Origin of the sequence: Sphingobacterium chungjuense (assembly GCF_011316935.1) — a bacterium.
Lineage (GTDB): Bacteria > Bacteroidota > Bacteroidia > Sphingobacteriales > Sphingobacteriaceae > Sphingobacterium > Sphingobacterium chungjuense.
This window is the reverse complement of sequence record NZ_WLYS01000001.1, coordinates 1,000,818-1,023,507: the sequence shown is the minus strand read 5'-3', so window position 1 is coordinate 1,023,507 and position 22,690 is coordinate 1,000,818. Positions and strand designations below refer to the sequence as shown.

Annotated in this window: 23 protein-coding genes; 7 read left to right on the top strand and 16 right to left on the bottom strand. The window is 42.1% G+C overall.

The features are described from left to right. Positions 1-34 precede the first annotated feature (34 nt). Positions 35-1,117 carry a glycine cleavage system aminomethyltransferase GcvT gene (gene gcvT / locus GKO22_RS04675; protein ID WP_166332894.1) on the top strand — a complete coding sequence of 361 codons (1,083 nt, stop codon included), beginning with the start codon at positions 35-37 and terminating at the stop codon, positions 1,115-1,117. Between the two features lie 37 nt (positions 1,118-1,154). On the opposite strand, the gene GKO22_RS04670 is transcribed toward gcvT, so the two are convergent. The 4 genes from GKO22_RS04670 to GKO22_RS04655 form a co-directional block, all read right to left on the bottom strand. Next, positions 1,155-1,406 (bottom strand): DUF6358 family protein, encoded by a 252-nt coding sequence (locus GKO22_RS04670; protein WP_166332893.1) that lies wholly within the window; start codon positions 1,404-1,406, stop codon positions 1,155-1,157. 2 nt (positions 1,407-1,408) lie between these two features. Then, entirely contained in the window at positions 1,409-1,708 is a 300-nt protein-coding gene (locus GKO22_RS04665; protein ID WP_166332892.1) for a hypothetical protein, read from the bottom strand. A 34-nt stretch (positions 1,709-1,742) separates the two neighbouring features. Continuing rightward, positions 1,743-3,167 (bottom strand): Glu/Leu/Phe/Val family dehydrogenase, encoded by a 1,425-nt coding sequence (locus GKO22_RS04660; RefSeq protein ID WP_166332891.1) that lies wholly within the window; start codon positions 3,165-3,167, stop codon positions 1,743-1,745. Positions 3,168-3,366: 199 nt separating this feature from the next. Beyond that, on the bottom strand, positions 3,367-3,681 hold the full coding sequence (locus GKO22_RS04655) for a rhodanese-like domain-containing protein (protein WP_166332890.1): 315 nt from the start codon (positions 3,679-3,681) through the stop codon (positions 3,367-3,369). 239 nt (positions 3,682-3,920) lie between these two features. Here GKO22_RS04655 and GKO22_RS04650 point away from each other — a divergent pair, with 239 nt between their 5' ends. Continuing rightward, on the top strand, positions 3,921-5,234 hold the full coding sequence (locus tag GKO22_RS04650; RefSeq protein WP_166332889.1) for a M20/M25/M40 family metallo-hydrolase: 1,314 nt from the start codon (positions 3,921-3,923) through the stop codon (positions 5,232-5,234). 164 nt (positions 5,235-5,398) lie between these two features. Here GKO22_RS04650 and GKO22_RS04645 read toward each other — a convergent pair whose 3' ends face one another. The 6 genes from GKO22_RS04645 to secA all read right to left on the bottom strand — a co-directional run bounded on the left by GKO22_RS04645 (position 5,399) and on the right by secA (position 12,912). After that, positions 5,399-6,232, bottom strand: a complete 834-nt coding sequence (locus tag GKO22_RS04645) for an alpha/beta hydrolase family protein (protein ID WP_166332888.1) — start codon at positions 6,230-6,232, stop codon at positions 5,399-5,401. Positions 6,233-6,877: 645 nt separating this feature from the next. Then, a complete protein-coding gene (locus GKO22_RS04640) occupies positions 6,878-7,369 on the bottom strand; it encodes a GNAT family N-acetyltransferase (protein ID WP_166332887.1) in 492 nt (163 codons plus the stop codon). Continuing rightward, complete coding sequence (locus GKO22_RS04635; RefSeq protein ID WP_166332886.1) at positions 7,366-7,932, bottom strand: thiamine diphosphokinase; 567 nt, start codon at positions 7,930-7,932, stop codon at positions 7,366-7,368. The genes GKO22_RS04640 and GKO22_RS04635 overlap by 4 nt, the downstream gene beginning before the upstream one ends. A 6-nt stretch (positions 7,933-7,938) precedes the next feature. Beyond that, a complete protein-coding gene (locus tag GKO22_RS04630) occupies positions 7,939-9,123 on the bottom strand; it encodes a M20 metallopeptidase family protein (RefSeq protein ID WP_166332959.1) in 1,185 nt (394 codons plus the stop codon). An 18-nt stretch (positions 9,124-9,141) separates the two neighbouring features. Continuing rightward, positions 9,142-9,597, bottom strand: a complete 456-nt coding sequence (locus tag GKO22_RS04625) for an SPOR domain-containing protein (RefSeq protein WP_116775538.1) — start codon at positions 9,595-9,597, stop codon at positions 9,142-9,144. A gap of 12 nt (positions 9,598-9,609) precedes the next feature. Then, entirely contained in the window at positions 9,610-12,912 is a 3,303-nt protein-coding gene (secA, locus tag GKO22_RS04620) for a preprotein translocase subunit SecA (protein ID WP_166332885.1), read from the bottom strand. A 244-nt stretch (positions 12,913-13,156) separates the two neighbouring features. On the opposite strand from secA, the gene GKO22_RS04615 reads away from it, so the two are divergent. Beyond that, the gene (locus GKO22_RS04615) at positions 13,157-13,888 is read left to right on the top strand and encodes a ThuA domain-containing protein (protein ID WP_166332884.1); all 732 of its coding nucleotides are present in this window, start codon (positions 13,157-13,159) and stop codon (positions 13,886-13,888) included. Positions 13,889-13,948: 60 nt separating this feature from the next. After that, positions 13,949-14,773, top strand: coding sequence for an MBL fold metallo-hydrolase (locus GKO22_RS04610; RefSeq protein WP_166332883.1), 825 nt, complete (start codon positions 13,949-13,951; stop codon positions 14,771-14,773). Between the two features lie 58 nt (positions 14,774-14,831). Here GKO22_RS04610 and sufD read toward each other — a convergent pair whose 3' ends face one another. The 3 genes from sufD to sufB all read right to left on the bottom strand — a co-directional run bounded on the left by sufD (position 14,832) and on the right by sufB (position 18,473). Continuing rightward, positions 14,832-16,145, bottom strand: coding sequence for a Fe-S cluster assembly protein SufD (gene sufD, locus GKO22_RS04605; protein ID WP_166332882.1), 1,314 nt, complete (start codon positions 16,143-16,145; stop codon positions 14,832-14,834). Positions 16,146-16,191: 46 nt separating this feature from the next. Beyond that, on the bottom strand, positions 16,192-16,950 hold the full coding sequence (gene sufC, locus GKO22_RS04600) for a Fe-S cluster assembly ATPase SufC (RefSeq protein ID WP_166332881.1): 759 nt from the start codon (positions 16,948-16,950) through the stop codon (positions 16,192-16,194). A gap of 71 nt (positions 16,951-17,021) precedes the next feature. Further along, on the bottom strand, positions 17,022-18,473 hold the full coding sequence (sufB, locus tag GKO22_RS04595; RefSeq protein WP_166332958.1) for a Fe-S cluster assembly protein SufB: 1,452 nt from the start codon (positions 18,471-18,473) through the stop codon (positions 17,022-17,024). Positions 18,474-18,793: 320 nt separating this feature from the next. Between sufB and GKO22_RS04590 the strand changes: the two genes are divergently transcribed. Beyond that, positions 18,794-19,264, top strand: a complete 471-nt coding sequence (locus GKO22_RS04590) for an Lrp/AsnC family transcriptional regulator (protein WP_116775608.1) — start codon at positions 18,794-18,796, stop codon at positions 19,262-19,264. Positions 19,265-19,277: 13 nt separating this feature from the next. Continuing rightward, complete coding sequence (locus GKO22_RS04585) at positions 19,278-20,348, top strand: DUF6695 family protein (RefSeq protein WP_166332880.1); 1,071 nt, start codon at positions 19,278-19,280, stop codon at positions 20,346-20,348. An 11-nt stretch (positions 20,349-20,359) separates the two neighbouring features. Here the strand turns inward: GKO22_RS04585 and ung are convergent, their stop codons facing one another. Beyond that, positions 20,360-21,031: a uracil-DNA glycosylase gene (gene ung / locus GKO22_RS04580; protein WP_166332879.1), complete on the bottom strand. Its 672-nt coding sequence runs from the start codon at positions 21,029-21,031 to the stop codon at positions 20,360-20,362. 94 nt (positions 21,032-21,125) lie between these two features. Between ung and GKO22_RS04575 the strand changes: the two genes are divergently transcribed. After that, positions 21,126-21,665 (top strand): tetratricopeptide repeat protein, encoded by a 540-nt coding sequence (locus GKO22_RS04575; protein ID WP_116775531.1) that lies wholly within the window; start codon positions 21,126-21,128, stop codon positions 21,663-21,665. 18 nt (positions 21,666-21,683) lie between these two features. Here GKO22_RS04575 and GKO22_RS04570 read toward each other — a convergent pair whose 3' ends face one another. Together GKO22_RS04570 and GKO22_RS04565 are read right to left on the bottom strand one after the other, a co-directional pair. Further along, on the bottom strand, positions 21,684-22,130 hold the full coding sequence (locus tag GKO22_RS04570) for a hypothetical protein (protein ID WP_166332878.1): 447 nt from the start codon (positions 22,128-22,130) through the stop codon (positions 21,684-21,686). A gap of 31 nt (positions 22,131-22,161) precedes the next feature. Further along, a complete protein-coding gene (locus GKO22_RS04565) occupies positions 22,162-22,635 on the bottom strand; it encodes a DUF4293 domain-containing protein (RefSeq protein WP_166332877.1) in 474 nt (157 codons plus the stop codon). Positions 22,636-22,690 lie beyond the last annotated feature (55 nt).

Sequence of the window (22,690 nt, the reverse complement as noted above, 5' to 3'; positions counted from 1 at the left end):
TGTATTTTTGGGCGACTTTGAACGAAGAACTTTTATGACTAAAAACACGGCATTAACCAATCATCATATTTCCTTAGGTGCCAAGATGGTACCTTTCGCTGGCTTCGATATGCCGGTGCAATATTCGGGCATCAACGACGAACACGAAACGGTGCGCACCAAAGTAGGTATGTTCGATGTGAGCCACATGGGCGAATTCATCTTAAAAGGTGATCACGCGCTAGAATTAATCCAAAAAATATCATCGAATGATGCTGCCAAGCTTTATGATGGCAAGGTGCAGTACGGCTATATCCCGAATGAAACAGGCGGTGTAGTCGATGATTTTTTGACCTACCGTATCGATGAGAAAACGTATTTGTTAGTGGTAAATGCTTCGAACATCGACAAAGATTGGGATTGGATCTCGCGCTATAATACCTATGATGTAGACATGAAAAACATCTCGGACGAGACTTCTCTATTTGCGGTACAAGGACCAAAAGCGACTGATGCGTTGCAATCCTTGACCGATATCGACTTGGCTCCGATGGAATATTACACGTTTGCAAAAGGCACTTTTGCTGGTGTGGATAATGTATTGGTTTCTGCGACGGGATATACAGGTGCTGGCGGTTTTGAAATCTATGTAGCGAATGAACATGCACAACAAGTGTGGGATGCGATCATGGAAGCAGGTGCAGCATATGGCATCAAGCCAATTGGATTAGGCGCGCGCGATACCTTGCGTTTGGAAATGGGTTTCTGCCTTTATGGCAATGATATTGACGACAATACATCTCCATTAGCCGCAGGCTTAGGTTGGGTAACGAAATTCACGAAAGACTTCGTCAATAGTGCAAACCTGAAAGCAGAAAAAGAAGCCGGCGTAAAGCAAAAATTAGTCGGTTTTGAAATGATTGATCGCGGTATTCCGCGTCATGATTATCCGATCGTGAATGCAGAAGGTGAAACCATTGGTCGCGTGACCTCAGGAACGCAATCGCCAAGCTTAAAGAAATCGGTTGGATTAGGTTATGTAGAGACTGCCTTTGCTAAAGAAGGTACGGAAATCTATATTCAGATTCGTAATCAGTCGGTCAAAGCGGTAGTGAAAAAACCACCTTTTGTAAAATAGAATTTTGCAAATAACACGATAACAGAAGAGGAATTCATTACGAATTCCTCTTTTTCTTTTTTGCTTTACGTTGCGGCTGCGATACAACCTGTTGCTCTTTCGATTGGCCGCGCACGGTTCGACTGACATATTTGAGCAATACGACTTTCAAATAGATAAACACCACGATCAGCGCAATAGATAATCCGAAGAAAAGCACGTGCCCCACACGATAAGCGGCTACTGTACTCATAATCATCAGAATGATTCCTAAGTTCAGTATTACATTAAAGATCATTTTCTTGGTCATAGCTATCGTATATTAGAGATGCCCGTTACTCTGCGACGGATGAGTGTACAGTAGATGATGCCTGCAAATATATTCATTACAATAATGAATAGGGCGAGTCCCATTCGCTCCAAATTATCAATGTTTGGCGACCGCATGATTTCGAGCATGACCAACACTACCCAGATCATGGATACCAACAAAGATACGCTCAGCATAACAGGTGCGATGGGTAGTTGAAATAGTAGTAAAATCAACGAAAGGCTATAAAAAACCAGACTAAACAAAAAGGCTTGTTTAGTCTGGCGATACATTTTTTGCATGAAGCAAATATAAACTTTTTTGAGTCGTAAGTGGTTATGGGAAAATGCCCAACTCCTCATAAGCGACGCCTACCTTATTTATGGCACAGACAAAAGCTGCTGTACGCAAATCTTCGACGCCATCTTGTCCTTTCCAGATATCCCAAACTTCACGATACGCGCCGATCATGGTATCTTCCAAACCAGAGTGTACCAAGTCGATCTCGTCTGGGCCACGCAGCAAAATCTTTTTTTCCATCTTCGAGACCTTTTTATCCGTCATCGACTCAATGATATTCAAAATCTCGGCATACATGTTTTCATCAAAGCGTTTCTCCAAACGACCGTAACGAACGTTACTCAAATTTTTCAACCATTCGAAGTAAGAAACCGTTACACCGCCCGCATTGAGGTAAATATCAGGAATAACCAACACGCCCTTTTTATTCAAGATTTCATCTGCTTCTGGTGTTAGCGGGCCATTCGCAGCCTCACCGATGATCTTTGCTTGGATCTTGTCGGCATTACTCTCATTAATCACGGCTTCCAGAGCCGCAGGAATTAGGATATCACACGGATATTCAAGCACTTCATTCGAAGTTTTGACACTTTTAGCCTTTTCAAAATCTAAGATAGAACCTGTTGACGCACGATGTGCTACCACCGCTTCTAAGTCCAGTCCGTCCTCGTCATAAATTGCACCTTCATATTCAATCAAGCCGACCAAAATCGCACCTGCCTCTTGAAAGTATTTAGCAGCATGGTAACCTACATTACCCAAACCTTGCACAATAATGCGTTTGCCTTCTATACCGACCGACAAACCTAGTCTTTTCATGTCTTCTTCAATATTGCACGCTTCGCGAACGCCATAGAAAACACCCAAACCTGTTGCTTCCACACGACCTCTAACACCGCCTTGTGTCACCGGTTTTCCGGTTACGCAAGCATTAGAATATACTTCGTTGGGATGCAATGAACGATACGTATCCACAATCCACGCCATTTCGCGCGCTCCTGTACCATAATCTGGCGCTGGCACATCTACGCCGGGACCAATAAAGTTCTTTTTCACGAGCTCGCTCGTGTATCGACGAGTAATTTTTTCTAATTCATATTCCGAATATTTGGTTGGGTCTATACGAATTCCTCCTTTGGCACCACCGAATGGCACATTGACAATCGCACATTTGTACGTCATCAATGCCGCTAGCGCCATTACCTCATCTTGATTCACGGCCATGCTGTAACGAATACCGCCTTTACAGGGTGTACGGTGATGCGAATGTTGAATACGATAGGCCTCAATCACTTCTACGTTGTCGCCAATTTTTACCGGAAACTTCACTTGTAAAACGGAGTTGCAGGCTTTGATCTGCTCTAAGATTCCTTTGGAGAATCGGGTGTACTTAGCGGCCTTGTCGAAGTTCTTTTCTACGCCTTTAAAAAAGCCGAAATTACTTGGTATTGAATTGCCCATAAAAAGATTTTTAATTTACACTTATGTTTATGTTGGTTGAATGGTAATAAAGTTACTGCATTATCCATGAATACTACCTTTAGCACGTAGTGCTTATCGTCATGTAAAACACATAAATCATGCCGCGTACCAGTCCAACTTTTCCACAACAAAAAACGCCAGCTAAAAAGCTGGCGTTTTACTCTATCGTAGGATGTGTTTAATACACATCTAGTTCTGGGTCAATTTCTTCTTTCCAAGCCAAGATACCTCCTTTAAGGTTGGACAAGTTGGTAAATCCCTCATTTTCCAATAGCATAATCGCCTGTGCACTTCTTTTACCCGAACGGCATTGTACAATCACGGGGATATCTTTTGAGATTTTGTCGGCTTCAATCACTACGCCTGATAAAGGAATGTTGATACCATTTAGATTCGAAGTTTCATATTCAAATGGCTCTCTTACATCAATCAATTGAAACTCTTCGTTGTTATCTATTTTGTTTTTTAGCTCTTGTACGGTTACTTCTCTCATACCTATCAATATTTAATACTGTTTGTGTTCTTCGGGTCACCAACTGTCTGATCTACTCTTCTTCATTTGTCAATGACACTTGGCATTAATCAAATATAGAATTTGTGCACTAAAAGAACAAGAGTCAACGGCAAACGGTTTTTACCGATATACATTAATCTGATTAATATATGCGACCGCTATAATTCGCGGAAGAAACCATCACACGATACTTCAGAAAAAACACTTATTTTTACGGTATGATCTATCCTTACTTCTCCATAAAAAAGCTCGGCCTCGGCTTAAGTTTAGTACTTTCCAGTTTCACAGCATCTGCACAAGTGGCAGAAACGCCTTATTTGGAACGCATACTCAACACCTTAGCCTCCGACGAGATGCGTGGTCGCCATGCACTAACTCCGGATATCGAACGCGCAGCAGATTTTATTGCTCAAGAATTTAAGGAGATCGGCCTTAAGCCGTACGCGGAGGAGAATTATCGCCAGACATTTCACCTCAATCGAATCTCGGCAGCAGGACAAAATGTGACGGTCAACGGCACAGCATTAAGCCCAGATCAGTTCTTGATATTTGGCCGACCTGCGGAATTGAATTGGGATCAAGACCAAACGATCAAAACGAGTGTCATTGGAGAAGATGCGGATTTCTCTCAAGCGTTTAGAGCACATGCTTTACAAGGGAAAGAGGATGAAATAATCTGGGTACATCCAGCCCATCAAGGTCTCTTGAACCGCTTCAAAAAGATGATTGGTGAAGAAAGTTTAGTACCTGTATCTGCCAATGCACCCCAAACGCCAACTAAATTTTTCATAATTCAGGATCAGGCACCACAGAATTTCCAATTTACGGCCAAGAGCAATCAACAAGAAATTCCACTATTCAATGTGGTAGGCATGCTTCCAGGAAAGTCAAAGCCCGAAGAATACGTGATTCTTTCCGCGCATTACGACCATATCGGCATTATCGAAACGGTTGATCAGGATTCTATTGCCAATGGCGCGGATGATGACGCATCGGGAACGACGGCTGTCATTGCGTTAGCAAAATACTTCAAAGCCTTAGACAACAACGAGCGCACCTTACTTTTTGTCGCATTCACGGGTGAGGAAATCGGCATGTATGGTTCGAAGCATTTCGGCAGTAATATTGACCCAGATAAGGTGGTCGCGATGATCAATATTGAAATGATTGGCAAAGATTCAAAGTTTGGTCCAAATACCTTATATATTACTGGATTTGAAGCTTCCAACTTAGGGCAATTAGTACAAGAGCAGGTCGAAGGATCAGCATTTACGTTCCATCCAGATCCTTACCCTCAACAAAATCTATTTTATCGTAGTGACAACGCCACTTTAGCGGCATTGGGTGTGCCGGCGCATACGTTTTCTACTTCTCAAATTGATAAAGATGAATATTATCACACGGTGAAAGACGAAGTTGCAACCTTGGACATTGAAAACATCCGTGCAAGTATTGAAGCGATAGCACATGGTATTGTCGGTATCGTTAGTGGTGAACAAACGCCTACACGTGTAGAAAAGTTGAGGGAATAAACGAGATTTAAGACTTAGATGGATTTCTGCATCACGTAATCAGCGATTACATAGCCATGATACGGAATATCGATCCGTTATTGTCTCCAACAGACAAGGTTACGTCAACTATACCATATTGACCGTAATTATTATGAGGCGAGTAATCTTATTCTACCAACTTGTTATGCATGTAGCCAACTAGCTATCCTAGCTATAAATTCATCTGGACTTTTCAACCAATTGAAATGATTCAGATCCGGTTTATCAAGACAATGCTTTGTTAGTGAAGCTTTTTTCATTTTATCACACAGATGATTTACAGCTTCTGGTGGTGCGAGGAAGTCCTTTTTTAAAGAGATCGCCAAAATGGAAATTTGGGTTTGAGACATCATTAACTCCCACTGACGGTCACTACCCTCAATGACATACCTCCCACTAAGTGCCTGTCTTCCCCAATCATTAATGAGGCGCTGAAAAGTTCTATCACCAAATTTAAAGAGCCTGCCCGGAAAATAACCTTTCAGTTTTGCATAAACCCTAAAAAATTGCGATCCTAGAAGTACTTTGAATCTTTCAGTTCCTTTCCAGCATTTGAAATAGACGGATCCGCTAGCACATAATATCAAACCTTTGACTCTGGGGTCATCTGTAGCTGAATATAGGCAACTCAACTGCCCACCTAGACTATGGCCAAGCAAATAAACAGGCAGATTAAATACTTCTTGTGCAGCAGCAATTAAAGCAGGAATATCCTGTTTTAGCAATTCATTATATCCGTAGTTATTCTTTCTGGTTGCTTTAACGGAACTCGCCCCCTGTCCTCTTAAATCTGCGACTGCTGCAGACCCCACCTTTGTCGCTAGCGATTTGATAAGACGGTCATAGCTTTTCGCAGGAACACCATGCGCCGGTAATACCTGAATACAAGAGCTACTAATAACGCCCTTTACATACCGCAATTTCGTGAGCATACCTGGCGCCACTTCTACCTGTTTTACAAGAACCTCGAAAATCATGATTTAAGAAATAAGTTAGCGACATCTTGTGCCGCGTTGAGGCTAGGTGTTGATAATTGTGAATTGATTGTCTGATTATGCATGATAAAAATTCATTTTATCGCGTAATTGTCTTGTTAATTAATTAAATAAAATTAAAAAAAATAATTAAACTTTATAAGTCAAATATTTCGCATAGCCAACTAACAGATTCAAAGTGCAAACTTGGTTTATACTGATGTTATTAGAGAAATAGTATTTTAATTGAGCTAGAAGAAGATATGGTATGCTATACCCTTTTAAACACTTTTAATATCATGGAGACAAATGACAAACACTATTGTCAAAACACAAAAGATTGGATCAACCTCTTGATACAGAAATCGATTTGCTTTAGCGGTCAAAGTGAGAAATACAGAAATCAGTACCTTAATACAAGTCTTAAGCTGTGTGACGAACTAGTCAGTTATTTGCAATAGGTAATTAAACTTGATTTTAGCAGCTAGATTTTAACCATCTGGAATGCACTTTATTCATCTTTTATTATGCATGTATATAATAATCAAAAGTGACTTTAGGATGCATAATTGTTTTTTCGCAACGCTGTTTTCATTGGGGCTAAGATTTAAATGGCTAACTTCAATCTACAGCTTCCAAACTGGGCTATTACAGAATCTTCTGCATCACGTAGTCGTTGAGCACATAGCCATGATACGGAATATCGATCTCATAAGCGACCTCAAAACCCACCTTCAGGTAAAAGTGGTACGCCTTGTTCTGACGGTTGACATTGAGTTCTAATGTGGGAAAAGATTGCGCTTTGGCTAATTCTGCGGCAAAGTTAATCAGCAGCTGCCCATATCCTTTCCCTTGTGTGGAAGTAAGCAAGTACAAACTCTCAATACGAAACACTTGCTTTTCTGTTATGGGCCGCACCGCGATAAAGCCGACCGCAGTTTCCTCCTCACATAGCAAATAGAATACTTTGCCCTGCTCCACCGCTTTGGATAATCCTTCGATGGAATACAGCTGATCCAGCATAAACGTGATCTGAGCCGCAGAAAGTATCGGACTATAGGTTGGATACCAAATCTCTTGCGCGAGCTGTGAGATGAGCTCAAAATCTGCTGTGGTAGCTATTCTGATAGTCGGATTCATAACGCTTCTCCTATGATCAAACTATTTTCGCTTTGCGAATGTATACTCACAAAACCATCTTCCACCGTTTCGTAAGTTGCATCACCAATCCACTTTAGATTTTCAACACGATATGCTGCCCCGCTGCTCAAGACTTTCATGACATTGCCTTGCGGCATCCATTTGTGAAAAGACGATCGAAGAATGTATTTGAACTGCTTGCTATATACTGCAAATGTAAACTGTTGGCTATGCTCGATTAAGGCATCTACCGAAAAATCATTCCATAGGATATGCAACGCAAACTGATTTTTACTTTCCAAATAATGCAAAGCATCCAACAAGATATGCTGCAATGGTAAAATGGAGATTCCGTCTTGATCAACTTCAAACTCCGCATTAGCCGTAAATACCACATCCATCTTAATTCCTCTGGAAAGCAGATAATCGACGTGAGCATCCGTCGTCAATACGATCGGACTCCACTCGAGTAATTGACCTAGAGATTCTTCCGATAGCGCTTCGACATCGATGATGAGTAGCGCAGGCTCTTGATTCTCTCGAATGATGTGGTGGGATGACATGTGATGCTATCCTTCTAGCGACTTCAACGCAATATAAGACATCAAGCCGATGCTTGTTTCCAATGCGGTCTCATCAATATCAAACGTAGGTGTATGTACTGCTGAGGTAATTCCTCGCGCTTTATTGCCCGTACCCAAGCGATAGAAACACGCGTTCGTTTCTTGAGAATAATAGGCAAAATCTTCGGCCGCAGGCCATAGATCCAATTCTACTACATTGTCCTTACCTAAATAAGCTTCTGCATGAGTCCGAGCGGCATTCGTGGTCTGTGGTTCATTCACCAAAAAAGGATAACCTTTGTCAATTTTAAAATCGCAGGTTGCGCCCATTCCTTCCACGATACCAACCACCATTTTAGTCATCTTCTCATGTGCTTCTGCGCGCCAAGCTTCGTCGAACGTACGGAAAGTACCATCTAGTTTGACTTCATCGGGAATCACGTTAGTAGCTCCATTGCCAATGATCTTGCCCCAAGAAAGTACGCTCGGAATACGTGGATCCGCATAGCGACTCACGATTTGCTGCATGGCGGTAATAACTTGTGCGGTGATCGCAATCGGATCTATATTTTGATGTGGCTGTGCACCGTGTCCGCCTTTTCCACGAACAGTGAGAAATAACTCATCGCAAGATGCCATGTATTTCCCAGCACGGAAGCCCACCTTTCCACTTTCGATGAGCGGCATCACATGTTGACCAATGATCGCATCTGGTGCAGGATTTTGCAATACGCCTTCTTTAATCATGAGCGAAGCTCCGCCCGGAAGTCGCTCTTCGCCAGGTTGAAAAATCAACTTTACCGTACCACCAAATTGTGATTTAAGATGTTGCAAGATTTTGGCTACGCCTAATAACGAAGAGGTATGCACATCATGTCCACAAGCGTGCATTACACCGGGATTTTGCGATCCATAACTGCGACCTTCTACTTCCATAATAGGCAAAGCATCCATATCTGCGCGCAGCGCAATGACTTTATCGGATGGCAAATCGCCTTGAATCAATGCGACAACACCCGTATCGGCCATCGCTGTATACGGAATAAGTAGCTCGTCCAATCGCTCTTTGACAAAAGCGGATGTATTGTACTCTTGAAAAGAAAGTTCTGGATTTTGGTGCAAATGCCTTCTTATGCCTACCGTTTCTTCCGCGAAGGAGGAGGCTAGGCTTTTAATCTGCTCTATCATCATCATGGAGTTAAAGGTGATTTATTGCCAGACCCAAATGTCTTCGACAAAGACAAATACATTGCTGTATTGCCCTCGGATCTTACGCATAAACGTATTGGCCTCGCTTCGCGTTCGAAAATCTCCTACTTTCACGCGGAAATTAGGTTCTTCGTAATTAATGTACGCGGCCATATCGCTGTATTGGCGCAAGAAACCATTCTGTACGGATACCGCATCGCTACGATTAGCACCAGAAAAGATCTGTACCCGAAAACCTTTAGTGCGCACACGTCGCATATTGCGCTTGTCGACAACCTTTTTGTCGGCCAAGCTGACGGTAGGACGGGCAGCAGGATTGATTTCATGCTCTGCTCTGAACGCCTGCAATGCAGCGATCAAAGGATCTACCACTACATCGACGTGTTGCTCCTGAGCCTGTACTCCGGCAGATAATCCACCAAGCAGTGCGCATAAAATCAATCCTTTTCTAACCATCGTTATTGTTTGTTATTTGCTGCCGTGGCAGTTTTTATATTTCTTGCCAGAACCACAAGGACATTCGTCATTGCGACCTACCGTTTGCTCTTTGCGAATAGGCGCAGTAACTTGTGCTGTACGCGTGTCTAGATCTTCTTCGCTTACACCTGTAGGTGAAGAAAGCTCTTGTTTCGAAGCGGTCACCTGTGCCGGTTGTGCTGGTACAGGACGTGCTTCTTTGACTTGTTCTGCTTGCTGACCCTGTTGTCCAGGGATTTCGCCTTTGAACAAGAAGCTGACAATTTCTTTGTTCATGGAAGCCAACATCTCTTTAAACAGGTTGTATGCTTCCATTTTATAGATTACAATCGGATCTTTCTGCTCGTAAACCGCATTTTGTACCGACTGCTTCAAGTCATCCATTTCACGCAAATGTTCTTTCCAAGCTTCATCTATCAGAGCAAGAACTATACCTTTTTCAAAAGATCTAAATACTTCCTTGCCTTTAGATTCCACTGCTTTTTTCAAGTTGGTAGACACCTGTATGCCACGTGTACCATCAGAGAATGGCACTACCACGTTCTCGATCATATCGCCACGCTCTGCCATCACATTGGTCATTACGGGCAAAGTTTGCGCCGCTACATGGGCTGCTTTCTCTTGGTAATGTGCGATAACCTGACCGAACAACTTGTCAATTAAGGTTTCTGTACTGCTCGATTTGAACTCTTCTTCTGTGATGGATGGATCTACCGCGAAAAGACGGATCACTTCGATTTGGAACTCTTCGAATGAACCTCCTTCTTTGGAAGAAAGTACCACATCTTCTACTACGTCGAAGATCGTGTTGTTTAAATCTACATCCAGACGTTGTCCGAATAAAGCGTTTTTACGCTTCGTATAGATTACGGTACGTTGTGAGTTCATCACATCATCGTACTCCAACAGACGTTTACGAATACCGAAGTTGTTTTCCTCTACTTTACGTTGTGCACGCTCGATCGATTTGGTCAACATACCGTGTTGCATTACTTCGCCATCTTCTACGCCCATACGTACCATCAAATTAGAGATACGCTCAGAAGCGAATAAACGCATCAATGGATCTTCCAAAGAAACGAAGAACTGCGAAGAACCCGGATCTCCTTGACGACCGGCACGACCACGTAACTGACGATCCACACGACGTGATTCGTGACGCTCGGTACCGATAATCGCTAAACCGCCCGCATTGATGACTTCACTAGCTAGTTTAATATCCGTACCACGACCCGCCATGTTGGTTGCGATCGTCACCTGACCTGGTTTACCCGCTTCAGCTACGATATCCGCTTCTTTTTGGTGCAATTTCGCGTTCAAGACATTGTGCTTGATACCGCGCATTTTCAACATTCGGCTCAACAATTCCGAAATCTCTACCGAAGTCGTACCAACCAATACCGGTCTTTGTGCATCGGTCAATGTCTGAATTTCTTGTGCTACGGCATTGTATTTCTCTCTTGCAGTACGGTAGATGTAATCTTGTCGGTCGTCACGCTGTATTCCTTTGTTAGTTGGGATCTCGACCACATCCAATTTGTAGATTTCCCACAACTCGCCCGCTTCGGTAGAAGCAGTACCCGTCATACCCGCTAATTTGTGGTACATACGGAAATAGTTTTGTAGCGTAATCGTCGCATACGTCTGCGTCGCATCTTCTACTTTCACATTTTCTTTTGCCTCGATCGCTTGGTGCAAACCATCCGAGTAACGACGACCATCCATGATACGACCCGTTTGCTCATCGACGATTTTCACTTTGCCTTCGTCTACGATATATTGATCATCAATCTCAAACAACGTATACGCTTTCAACAATTGGTTGATCGAGTGAATACGCTCTGCTTTGATCGAATAATCACGTAATAATTCTTCTTTTTGACGCGCTTTTTCTTCCAATGGATCGCTAGAATTCTCAATCGCAGCAATCTCGGTACCTACATCCGGAAGTATGAAGAAAGTAGGATCTTCACCAGAAGCCGTAATTAACTCAATACCTTTTTCGGTAAGCTCTACTTGATTGTTCTTTTCATCGATCACGAAGAACAATTCTTCATCTGCCTTCGGCATATGACGATTTTGCTCTGCCATGTAGAAGTTTTCTACTTTTTGTAGGACTTGGCGGTGATTACTTTCACTTAAGAACTTGATTAAGGCTTTATTTTTTGGCAAACCGCGGTAAGCGCGGAACAAAGCCAAACCGCCTGCTTCAGGATCTACATCACCTGCCGCAACCGCTTTCTTCGCTTGATTCAAGGCGCCATTAACATAGGCTTTTTGAGCATTGACCAAACGCTCGATACGTGGTTTTAACTGATAAAATTCGTGCTGATCGCCTTTTGGAATAGGACCAGAAATGATCAATGGTGTACGCGCATCGTCAATTAATACCGAATCCACCTCATCAATCATCGCAAAGTGCAGCTTGCGCTGTACCATTGCTTCTGGATTTTGCGTCATGTTGTCGCGCAGGTAATCAAAACCAAATTCGTTATTGGTACCATACACGATGTCGGCAGCATAAGCCTTGCGACGTTGTGGTGAGTTGGGCTGATGCTTATCGATACAATCTACACTTAAACCATGGAATTCGAACAATGGCCCATTCCACTCCGAGTCACGACGGGCTAAGTAATCATTCACCGTGATGATGTGAATACCTTGACCAGATAAGGCATTTAGGTAAGTTGGCAAGGTTCCTACCAAAGTCTTTCCTTCACCAGTAGACATTTCGGAGATTTTACCTTGATGCAACACAATACCACCGATCAACTGCACATCGTAGTGCACCATATTCCAAGTAACTTCAGTACCGGCTGCGGACCAGCTATTTTTCCAAATTGCTTGATCGCCTTGGATCGTCACATTCGGCTTCAAAGCCGCCATGTCACGGTCAAATTGGCTTGCCGTTACGGAGATTTCTTTATTCTCTGTGAAACGTCTGGCTGTATCTTTCACCACAGCAAATGCTTCTGGCAAGATCTCCAAAAGCACTTCTTCTAATTTCTTATCTCTATCTTTTGTGAGTTTATCTACCTTTTCATAGTAAGCCGTTTTCGACTCCATATCTTCAGTAGCTTCGGCCTGTTCTTTCAGGCTCGTAATCTCTTCGTCGATCTCTTTTAGGTATTCCGCAATGCGGCTTTTAAAGCTAGCAGTTTTGGCTCTCAAATCATCATTTGACAAGCTGGCAAGCTTTTCGTACTCTTCTTTGATCTTATCTACTATAGGTTGTATTCCTTTGATATCCCGCTCAGACTTGCTACCAAATAATTTACTTAAGAATTTTAACATAATCTTTTTAATCTGTACTCAGCTAGTGCACAATAATAAATCCAAAGTTCCTAAACAGACATTTTGACACTAATCGGGCAAATTTAATTATTCACAATGATAAGTAACAGCATATCACTGTTTTTTTACCGTTTTTTTTAATTGACTTAATATTGTCTGAAACTTAGCTTACTAACCGCATTTCACATAGAGAATTTTACCTTTCCGAGAAATTATCGATACCTTTAGCCTATAACCTACTGACATGATGAGAAACGTATTCTTAATAGCCCTATTGCTTGCTTGTACTACGCTACACGGTATAGCACAAGATCTTCCACAGGTATTGGTTTTTTCGAAAACGAAGGGATTTCGACATGACAGCATTGAGAAAGGTGCAGAAGCTATTCAGGAACTCGGACATGAGCATGGATTTGGCGTGTATCATACAGAAGATGCAGGCGTTTTCACAGACGATCAGCTCCAGAAATATAAAGCCATTGTATTTCTAAGCACCACAGGTGACATTTTAGACCCAGAACAACAAGCTTCCTTCGAACGATTTATACAAGCTGGAAATGGTTTTGTCGGTATTCATGCCGCTAGCGATACGGAATACGATTGGCCGTGGTATGGCAAGATGGTAGGCGGCTATTTCGCCAGTCATCCAGAGGTACAAACTGCGGATATTCACGTGCATGATCACAGCCATCTAGCCACACATCATTTGCCAGAAATCTGGAAGCATAAAGACGAATGGTATGATTTCAAGGAATTAAATCCTGACGTCAACCTGTTGATGACGATCGATGAAGAAAGTTACCAAGGCGGCAAGATGGGAGACTACCATCCCGTCTCTTGGCATCATACCTACGACGGTGGTCGCGCTTTCTATACAGCTTTGGGGCATACTAAAGAAGCCTACGATGACGCTGACTTTCTGCAGCATATCGCTGGCGGTATCGCGTATGCGCTTGGCAAAACGAGGAACAATTAATCGTCCATACGGTGTTTACCACATTGATTGGCCTTTTATTTTTCTCTATTTTTGCTGTCAATGAAATATTGCTCGATCGCTTCTGGAAGTAATGGTAACTGTTATTATGTCGCTAAAGATGATACCGCGGTACTTATCGATATCGGAATTAATAACAAACACATGCACCTACGCATGGGCCAATTGGGCATTTTGCCGACGCAGGTTAAAGCTATTTTCATCACACATGAGCATACCGATCATATTTGCGGATTGTCGGTATTTGCCAAAAAATACGATTTACCGATTTATATTACACAAGGCACTTTAGACGGCAGCAAATTACGCTTACCAGCGCATCTGTTGCGTATTATCAAAACCAATGAACGCGTGCGTATCGGTGGCTTAGAGATCATTGGTATTCCCAAATATCACGACGCAAAAGAGCCGTGCAGTTTTGTCGTGTCTGATGGCAAAAGTAATATCGGAATATTGACCGACCTTGGCCATGCCTGTGATAACGTGAAGCACGTGGTGCAACATGTGGATGTATTGCTACTAGAAAGCAATTACGATGAGGAAATGTTGCAAAAAGGGCGTTATAGCTACTATCTGAAAAATAGGATTCGCGGTGGCATGGGACACATTTCCAACACCATGGCGCTGGCTTTATTTTTGGAAAAACGTACTGATCGACTCAAACATTTGATTTTGGGTCACCTTTCTGGGCAGAATAATACGGTCGAAAAAGTATTGGAGACATTTGCTCCGCATTGTGCAGATATTAGCTTATCTATCGCAACTAGATATGAATCTTCGGCTATCTTCGATCTGGCAGATTTGCCATCGACAGCACCAGCCATCGTGGCAGAGATGTCAGCCCCGATCATGCGCGAAGTGGTATAAAAAAAGCGCCTGATGAAACATCAGACGCTTTTGGCTTTATATTAATTATTATATTATACTAGTTTTGGCGTGGCTCCAAACCTTTGGCCACTAAAGCTTCCACATATTCACGAACGGATTCGTTAGAGAAACGCGAAGTCACATCGAATGCGAATGCATGTACCAATAAGGTACGTGCTGATTCTTCACCGATTCCTCTGGCACGCAGATAGAACAAAGCTTGATCGTCAAACTGACCCATTGTACAACCGTGTGAACACTTTACATCATCAGCGAAGATTTCTAACTGCGGTTTGGTGTACACCGTAGATTTATCGCCGACCAACATATTGTTATTCTGCTGGAAAGCATTCGTTTTCTGCGCATCTTCCCGCACGAAAATCTTTCCATTAAACACTGCTGTAGAGTTGTCTTGAGGTATGTTTTTATACCATTCATACGACTCACAGTGTGGCTTCATGTGATCTACAATGGTATGATTGTCTACCAATTGCTTGTCGGCCAATAGATTGATACCATACAAATGAGATTCAACTTGCTCATCATCCAAGCGTACATTGATATTATTACGTACGAAAGTAGCTCCTGGGAAATTACAGTTGTAGTTATTGTACAAGCTGTGCTTATTCTGGTATACTTCTGTATGGTTGATGTAGTTGCTCGATGTATCAGCGATCTGCAAGTAATAATGCTGCATTTTCGCATTCTCTTCCAATACGATCTCCGTCACCTTGTTGTGTAGGTTTTTTGCAGTACCTGCCAACGTAATGAACGACTCGATGATTTCTACTTCTGCGTTTGCACCTGCTACAATTAGATTTCTCGTTTGCGCAAAAAATGCTTCTGTACCTGTTGCTACATGCACCAAATGAATTGGTTTGTTCACCACAGCATTACGCTTCACTTCGATGAACACACCTGCGGTGTACAAGGCGGTGTTCAGATATACTAAAGCATTGTCCGTTTTGTCAGCATGTTGCGCAAAATGACGGGTAAACTGCGGATCGCTCGCCGCATCTTCAATTGGTTTTACCACCAAGCCTTCTTCGTCTTCTAAACTCGAAAAAGCGACTGTATACTGGCCATTGACCAATACCAAACGGTGTGCATCTAATGCTGGAATATCTGCTTGGCTCAAATCAAGATTGGCCACATCCACATCGCTGTTTAGCACATAAGGTGCTTGTACCAGACTGTGAATATTGGTATACTTCCAATCTTCATTTTTGACCGTAGGAAACCCTGCCTGCTCAAACTTTGCAAACGCTTCCTGACGAATAGCCGCTAATGCCGCCGGTTCATCGATCTTCTCCAGATCATGGTAAGTCGTTGTCAATTGTTGAAACAGAGATTCTGCTGTTATTGTACTCATATTTTTTGTTGTCAATACACTCATAACCTTCCCTCTCTTTTCCTTATTAGGCGGTCTGCGTATCTAATTCTTTTAACCAATCGTATCCTTTTTCTTCCAATTCCAACGCCAATTCTTTCGGCCCTGTTTTTACAATGCGACCATTGTACAATACGTGTACGAAATCTGGCACGATGTAATCCAACAAACGTTGGTAGTGTGTAATCACGACGAATGCATTGTTTTCCGAACGCAATTGGTTCACGCCATTCGCTACAATACGCAATGCATCGATATCCAAGCCTGAATCCGTTTCGTCCAAAATAGACAATTTAGGATTTAGCATCGCCAACTGGAAGATCTCATTGCGTTTCTTCTCACCACCAGAGAAGCCTTCGTTCAATGATCTATTGGTCAATTTTGCGGAGAACTCTACTAATTTTTGTTTATCCTTTACCAACTGTAAAAATTCTTTCGCTTCCAAAGGCGGCAAGCCTTTGTATTCACGAATATCGTTTAAAGCTGTTTTCAAGAAGTTGATGTTGGAAACACCTGGAATCTCCACTGGGTACTGAAACGCTAAGAACAAACCTTCGCGAGCACGATCTTCTGGCGAAAGATCCAATAAATCGACGCCATCTAGCAAAGCTGTACCGTCCGTTACGTCGTATGATTCACGACCAGCCAATACATTTCCTAACGTACTTTTACCCGCGCCGTTTGGCCCCATGATCGCGTGTACTTCACCCGCTTTCACTTCTAGATTTAATCCCTTTAATATGTTTTTATCCTCTACTGAGGCGTGCAAATTCTCAATCTTTAACATGCTATTTATTATTTGTTCTTCCAGCATACGCGCGTAGCGCTATCGCTGGAATAGTGTATTACTTTTTGTGCTTATCCTACTGATCCTTCTAGCGATATCGCCAGCAATTTCTGCGCTTCTACCGCAAACTCCATCGGAAGTTGGTTTAATACTTCCTTGGCATATCCGTTCACGATTAGCCCTACTGCTTTCTCTGGATCAATGCCGCGCTGATTCAAGTAAAACACTTGATCTTCTCCAATTTTGGAAGTAGTCGCTTCGTGCTCCAACTTGGCCGATTTATTTTTACTCTCGATGTATGGGAACGTATGCGCTCCACAGCGATCTCCGATAAGCAAAGAATCACATTGAGTGAAGTTACGTGCTTGATCCGCATTCGGCCCGATCTTCACCAAACCTCTATAACTATTATGGCTCAAGCCAGCAGAGATACCTTTAGAGATGATTTTCGACTTGGTATTTTTACCCAAGTGAATCATTTTGGTTCCTGTATCTGCCACCTGACGGTTACGTGTCATCGCCACAGAGTAGAATTCGCCGACGCTATTGTCACCCTTCAAAATCACACCTGGATATTTCCACGTGATCGCTGATCCCGTTTCTACTTGCGTCCAAGAGATTTTGGAGTTATCACCTTTACAAATACCACGCTTGGTCACGAAGTTCAAGATACCACCTTTACCATCTTTATCACCAGGATACCAGTTTTGTACGGTCGAATATTTGATCTCCGCATCTTTCATGGCGATCAATTCTACGACAGCCGCGTGCAATTGATTTTCATCACGCATTGGCGCAGTACAACCTTCTAAATATGATACATAAGATCCTTCATCGGCTACGATCAACGTACGCTCAAACTGACCTGTATTCTGCGCATTGATACGGAAGTAGGTAGAAAGCTCCATTGGGCAACGTACACCTTTGGGAATGTATACGAAAGAACCGTCTGAAAACACCGCCGAGTTCAAAGCCGCATAAATATTATCGGTTTGTGGCACTACCGTACCCAAATATTGCTTAACTAATTCTGGATATTCTTGCACGGCTTCGCCGAATGAACAAAAGATGACGCCTTTTTCTTTCAGTTTCTCACGAAAAGTCGTTTTTACGGACACGGAGTCAAAAACCGCATCTACTGCCACGACACCTGCCAATACTTTCTGCTCATCCAACGGGATACCCAATTTAGCGAAAGTGGATAATAATTCTGGATCTACTTCATCCAGACTATTCAACTGCTTCTTAGGCTTCGGTGCCGCATAGTATGAAAGATCTTGAAGGTCCACATCGGGATTATCAAAATTTTGCCAGGTCGGCATTTCCAATGTTTGAAAATGGCGAAATGCTTTCAAACGCCATTCCAATAGCCATTCTGGCTCATTTTTCTTCGCAGAAATTAAGCGTACAGTATCTTCGTTAAGACCTTTTGGCGCGATCTCCATATCAATATCGGTCGTAAACCCATATTTATACTCCTCGTGCTCAAGCTCTTTCAGTAATTCGTCGTCTTTGGTACTCATATCTCTTTCACCTTTTGAAGCAACGCCAAGTTGCCCTATTTTCAATTTGCAAATTTAGCATTTTAATAGGAATAACACACTATCCGCGCGACGCAATTGTGGAGATATTATCAAAAAGTAACTGATTCATTATGTTGCGAAATTTCCATAAAACGACAAGATAAAGCCTTATAGATCAATTAGGTTGACGAATGAGGTATAATCACTAGTCACAGGAGCGGATAAGCGACAAATCAAAATATTGCACTACGTTTACTTAGTGTGAAAGTGCGGCGGCAAATAAAATATTGTATATTTACATTTCACAAAATTTTATTGCAATGCCTTACCAGCCTGATAAGACGGATCTTAAAATATTAAAATTGTTGCAAGAGAATGGGCGCATTACCAATTTACAGCTCGCAACGAGTATTGGTCTTTCTCCTGCACCTACGCTAGAGCGTGTCCGTAAGTTGGAAAATTCTGGTTTTATTAAGAGCTATCATGCTTTTGTAGATGAAGAAAAGTTGGGTTTGGGCATCAAATCATTTATTCAAATTTCACTCGATTTTCACACGCAGGATGCTATCCCAAAATTTGTAGACGCCGTATTACAAATACCAGAGGTTACGGAGTGCCATCATGTAACGGGCAATTGCGACTTCATATTGAAAGTATATGTACGCGATATCAAGGCCTATGAGGGTGTCATCATGGAGAAAATCACCAAGATCCCATACGTGAAAACATTTCAGACTATGGTAATCATGTCTACCAGTAAAAAGCAACCCATCGTTCCCTTACAATATTAAGCCGAAGAACTGTATGCATACATTTGACGATCTTGCCATCATACTCACCTGGCCCGATGCTACGATTCGTGGCGACGAAAAGTGGATGATGTTTTTTAAGAAAATTGGATTAGTCAAAAACTTAAACTTTAAGGTAGGTCATACCGGAATAGTCTTGGTAGAAAGAGCTACGGGCAATATGCGTTTTTACGATTTTGGCCGCTACATATCTCCCCGCGGATACGGTCGTGCACGCTCTCAAGAATCTGATCCTAGATTGGCGATTGACCTCAAGGCGCAGATAGACAACGGTCAGATCAGTAATCTCGAAGAAATCGTACATCACTTCGAAACCTTGAAAAGCGCCATGTATGGTGAAGGACATCTGTATTTTTCAATTGCTGAGCATATTAATTATACTTCCGCGAAGCTTTTTGGTGATTCTTGGGTAGAAAAAGGAACTTATCCATATGGTGCAGTAGCTCGCCACAACAATAACTGCTCTCGATTCATCACCCGAATGTTGATGAAATCATCCGAAAAATATCATTATTGGCATGGCATCAATCTGCCGGAAACTATCAAAGCAAGTCCGATTAGCAATGTGGTGAATGCGGTCAACAATCGGATGATATACTCGTTTTGCCCGACTGACGGCCTACAATATTTCCACATGAATCGCTGGAAATCGTTTTGGTTTTTGATGAAGCAACTAGGAGACAATGTTTCTCAAAAGAAATCGGATCTATTGCCCAACGATCAGATTATTGGTGCGGTAGATTTTAGATCCAAACCGATCACGATTCCCAAAGACGCTACGTACCTTGGTGGTGTGGGTGATGGTGCGTGGTACTCAGTAACGCGATTAGAACATGATCGACAATTTATCATCAAGCGGTTTACAACTCAGGGCGAGTTAGAATATGTGGTACAAGGTGAATCCAGCTTAGCGATCCAAGCAGATGAGCCTTGGCGCGTGGTTTACGACAGCCATTTGCTGTTTACGCATATTGAGCAGAATGATGTCAAAATACGCATCAACCATATCAAGCAGCTAGAAATAGAAGATTTCAAGTTCGAAATCGTCAAAGAGTTGTACGCTTAACTTATTCTTTATTATACCTGCCAATCAATAGGCTGCTTCCCCTGCCGCGCAAGATAGGCATTGGTCTTTGAGAATGGTTTAGAACCAAAAAAACCACGATAGACGGATAATGGCGAAGGATGTACCGATGTCAATATCAGATGCTTTGTTTGATCAATAAGCGCCGACTTCTTGATCGCATAACTACCCCACAAAATAAAAACCACCCCAGTACGTTGCTGAGAAATGGATTGGATAACCGAATCAGTAAACTGCTCCCAACCTTTCTTTTGATGCGAGGCAGCTTCGTGTGCACGTACCGTCAATGTGGCATTAAGTAACAAAACACCTTGTGCAGCCCATTTGGTCAAATCTCCGCTTTGCGGATATTTAAAACCTGGAATATCATCTACCAACTCTGTGTAAATATTCTTTAATGAAGGCGGAATGGCAACGCCAACAGGCACCGAAAAAGACAAACCATGTGCTTGCCCGATATTATGGTAAGGATCTTGCCCTAGGATGACGACTTTGACTTCGGGCAATGGCGTCAACCGAAAAGCATTGAACACCAAGCTTTCTGGAGGAAAAACACTAGCTTTTTGTCTCTCTTGCTGTACAAATTGCGACAAGGTGCGCATCATTGGCTGCTCAAACAAGGGTTGAAATACGGAATCCCAACTTTCATGGTATCTTTTGGACATATTCAAATGTACAATTTTCGTTTAATTGTGGCATACAATTGGATACCTCTATTAATTATCGGATATTTGCATAAAAAAGAAATTAAGAAATTATATGTCGAATTTAATACGCATTATCATAGCCAGTCTATTTGTCATTGGCACCGCTACCTTGTTCTGGTTTGGGATGTGGGGCTGGGGAATATTAGCTGTTTTAGTAACGATTTTGACTTGGGTAACCGTATTTTTCAACGAAAAAATGTTGCTTGCGCAATGGCATCTCCGCAAAGAAAACATGCCTAAAGCAGAGCTTTGGCTTAAAAAAATCAAAAACTTCGAGAAAGAATTAGTACCCGCTCAACATGGTTATTACCACATGTTATTGGGATTGATCGAATCGCAGAAAGCACCATTACAAGCAGAAAAGTTCTTTAAGAAAGCGCTTTCTTTGGGATTACATATGGATCACAACGTAGCGCTTGCTAAGTTGAGTTTGGCCGGCATAGCGATGGCTAAACGCGATAAGCGTGGGGCTGAGAAATTGCTTTCGGAAGCAAAAAGAGCCGACAAAAACAAATTGCTCGATGAGCAGATAAAAATGATGAAATCGCAGATGACGATGATGGACAAACAACAATTCCGCTACTCCAGATAATCCCGATTTCAGCAATTACTATAGTCGAACTGTGATTTGCCTAAAGCGACCAGATTCTCTACTATCTTCAAAAACAATCTTAACGGCCTGTGGAAGGCCGTTTTCTTTTTTCCACCCCGCCACTTTGAATTGCAAAGAAACAGGCACATCCATTGATAAGATATGGTTCAGGTAATTTTGCCGATCATTGATATGAATGCGTACTCTCCCCATCTGTATCTGCGTATACAGGATATCGTTATCTTTTTGATCTAATAGTGTAGAAGCATAGGTATTCATTTTGAATTCTCGCTGCTGACGTAGTGAAGAGATCACAAACAGATCGACAATGGCGGTATCTTTTTTCACCTTCACAGATTGGACATCAAACTGCAAATCGTCTAATAACAATACCGTAGTATCTTCCTGAGCTGCCAGCAAAAATGGCAAGCTAAAAACTAGGAAAAGGACTAATTTTTTGAGCATAAATAAAAGGTAGTAAATGTCTTTGATAAGGTTAACGAAGACGGTCGGCCGACTTAATTAGTTTTTCATCGCCGCGAATAGCTCCCAAAGCCATGGATAAAAAAATAATGGATACAGGCAACAAAAAGAAGCCTATTCCAATGTTGCTAGCGCTGAGATATTGATTATTGCCCGAAAGCACATTATTAGCGCTGGCATACATCCACACCGCAAATAACGCAACAAGTACTAGTTGCAGATAGATGAATTTGACTTGACGCTTCCGATCTTTATATAGAAAAATGAGTACAACAGGCATTATAATGATAAATACCGCCGCAATACTTTGTAGGATAAAACTCTCTTGTTTTACACTCTCGTTGTTAATTGATGTGTATATTCCAGAAACATAAATTTGCTTTCCCAAACCCACCAAGTCAATATAACTGACATAAGGAAATAGAAATAAGGTAGCCAAAACTAGACTTGAAAGCAAGAGCCAAACAGATTGTATACGTTGTATCATAATAGTGCGAATATGTTATTTCTGTGGTCACAAATATACTATTAAACACATGGAA

What these genes read in the sequence shown, in the direction of transcription:
- gcvT (WP_166332894.1), top strand. Translation starts at nt 35, where the DNA reads ATGACTAAAAACACGGCATTAACCAATCATCATATTTCCTTAGGTGCC.
- GKO22_RS04670 (WP_166332893.1), bottom strand. Translation starts at nt 1,406, where the DNA reads ATGACCAAGAAAATGATCTTTAATGTAATACTGAACTTAGGAATCATT.
- GKO22_RS04665 (WP_166332892.1), bottom strand. Translation starts at nt 1,708, where the DNA reads ATGCAAAAAATGTATCGCCAGACTAAACAAGCCTTTTTGTTTAGTCTG.
- GKO22_RS04660 (WP_166332891.1), bottom strand. Translation starts at nt 3,167, where the DNA reads ATGGGCAATTCAATACCAAGTAATTTCGGCTTTTTTAAAGGCGTAGAA.
- GKO22_RS04655 (WP_166332890.1), bottom strand. Translation starts at nt 3,681, where the DNA reads ATGAGAGAAGTAACCGTACAAGAGCTAAAAAACAAAATAGATAACAAC.
- GKO22_RS04650 (WP_166332889.1), top strand. Translation starts at nt 3,921, where the DNA reads ATGATCTATCCTTACTTCTCCATAAAAAAGCTCGGCCTCGGCTTAAGT.
- GKO22_RS04645 (WP_166332888.1), bottom strand. Translation starts at nt 6,232, where the DNA reads ATGATTTTCGAGGTTCTTGTAAAACAGGTAGAAGTGGCGCCAGGTATG.
- GKO22_RS04640 (WP_166332887.1), bottom strand. Translation starts at nt 7,369, where the DNA reads ATGAATCCGACTATCAGAATAGCTACCACAGCAGATTTTGAGCTCATC.
- GKO22_RS04635 (WP_166332886.1), bottom strand. Translation starts at nt 7,932, where the DNA reads ATGTCATCCCACCACATCATTCGAGAGAATCAAGAGCCTGCGCTACTC.
- GKO22_RS04630 (WP_166332959.1), bottom strand. Translation starts at nt 9,123, where the DNA reads ATGATGATAGAGCAGATTAAAAGCCTAGCCTCCTCCTTCGCGGAAGAA.
- GKO22_RS04625 (WP_116775538.1), bottom strand. Translation starts at nt 9,597, where the DNA reads ATGGTTAGAAAAGGATTGATTTTATGCGCACTGCTTGGTGGATTATCT.
- secA (WP_166332885.1), bottom strand. Translation starts at nt 12,912, where the DNA reads ATGTTAAAATTCTTAAGTAAATTATTTGGTAGCAAGTCTGAGCGGGAT.
- GKO22_RS04615 (WP_166332884.1), top strand. Translation starts at nt 13,157, where the DNA reads ATGATGAGAAACGTATTCTTAATAGCCCTATTGCTTGCTTGTACTACG.
- GKO22_RS04610 (WP_166332883.1), top strand. Translation starts at nt 13,949, where the DNA reads ATGAAATATTGCTCGATCGCTTCTGGAAGTAATGGTAACTGTTATTAT.
- sufD (WP_166332882.1), bottom strand. Translation starts at nt 16,145, where the DNA reads ATGAGTACAATAACAGCAGAATCTCTGTTTCAACAATTGACAACGACT.
- sufC (WP_166332881.1), bottom strand. Translation starts at nt 16,950, where the DNA reads ATGTTAAAGATTGAGAATTTGCACGCCTCAGTAGAGGATAAAAACATA.
- sufB (WP_166332958.1), bottom strand. Translation starts at nt 18,473, where the DNA reads ATGAGTACCAAAGACGACGAATTACTGAAAGAGCTTGAGCACGAGGAG.
- GKO22_RS04590 (WP_116775608.1), top strand. Translation starts at nt 18,794, where the DNA reads ATGCCTTACCAGCCTGATAAGACGGATCTTAAAATATTAAAATTGTTG.
- GKO22_RS04585 (WP_166332880.1), top strand. Translation starts at nt 19,278, where the DNA reads ATGCATACATTTGACGATCTTGCCATCATACTCACCTGGCCCGATGCT.
- ung (WP_166332879.1), bottom strand. Translation starts at nt 21,031, where the DNA reads ATGTCCAAAAGATACCATGAAAGTTGGGATTCCGTATTTCAACCCTTG.
- GKO22_RS04575 (WP_116775531.1), top strand. Translation starts at nt 21,126, where the DNA reads ATGTCGAATTTAATACGCATTATCATAGCCAGTCTATTTGTCATTGGC.
- GKO22_RS04570 (WP_166332878.1), bottom strand. Translation starts at nt 22,130, where the DNA reads ATGCTCAAAAAATTAGTCCTTTTCCTAGTTTTTAGCTTGCCATTTTTG.
- GKO22_RS04565 (WP_166332877.1), bottom strand. Translation starts at nt 22,635, where the DNA reads ATGATACAACGTATACAATCTGTTTGGCTCTTGCTTTCAAGTCTAGTT.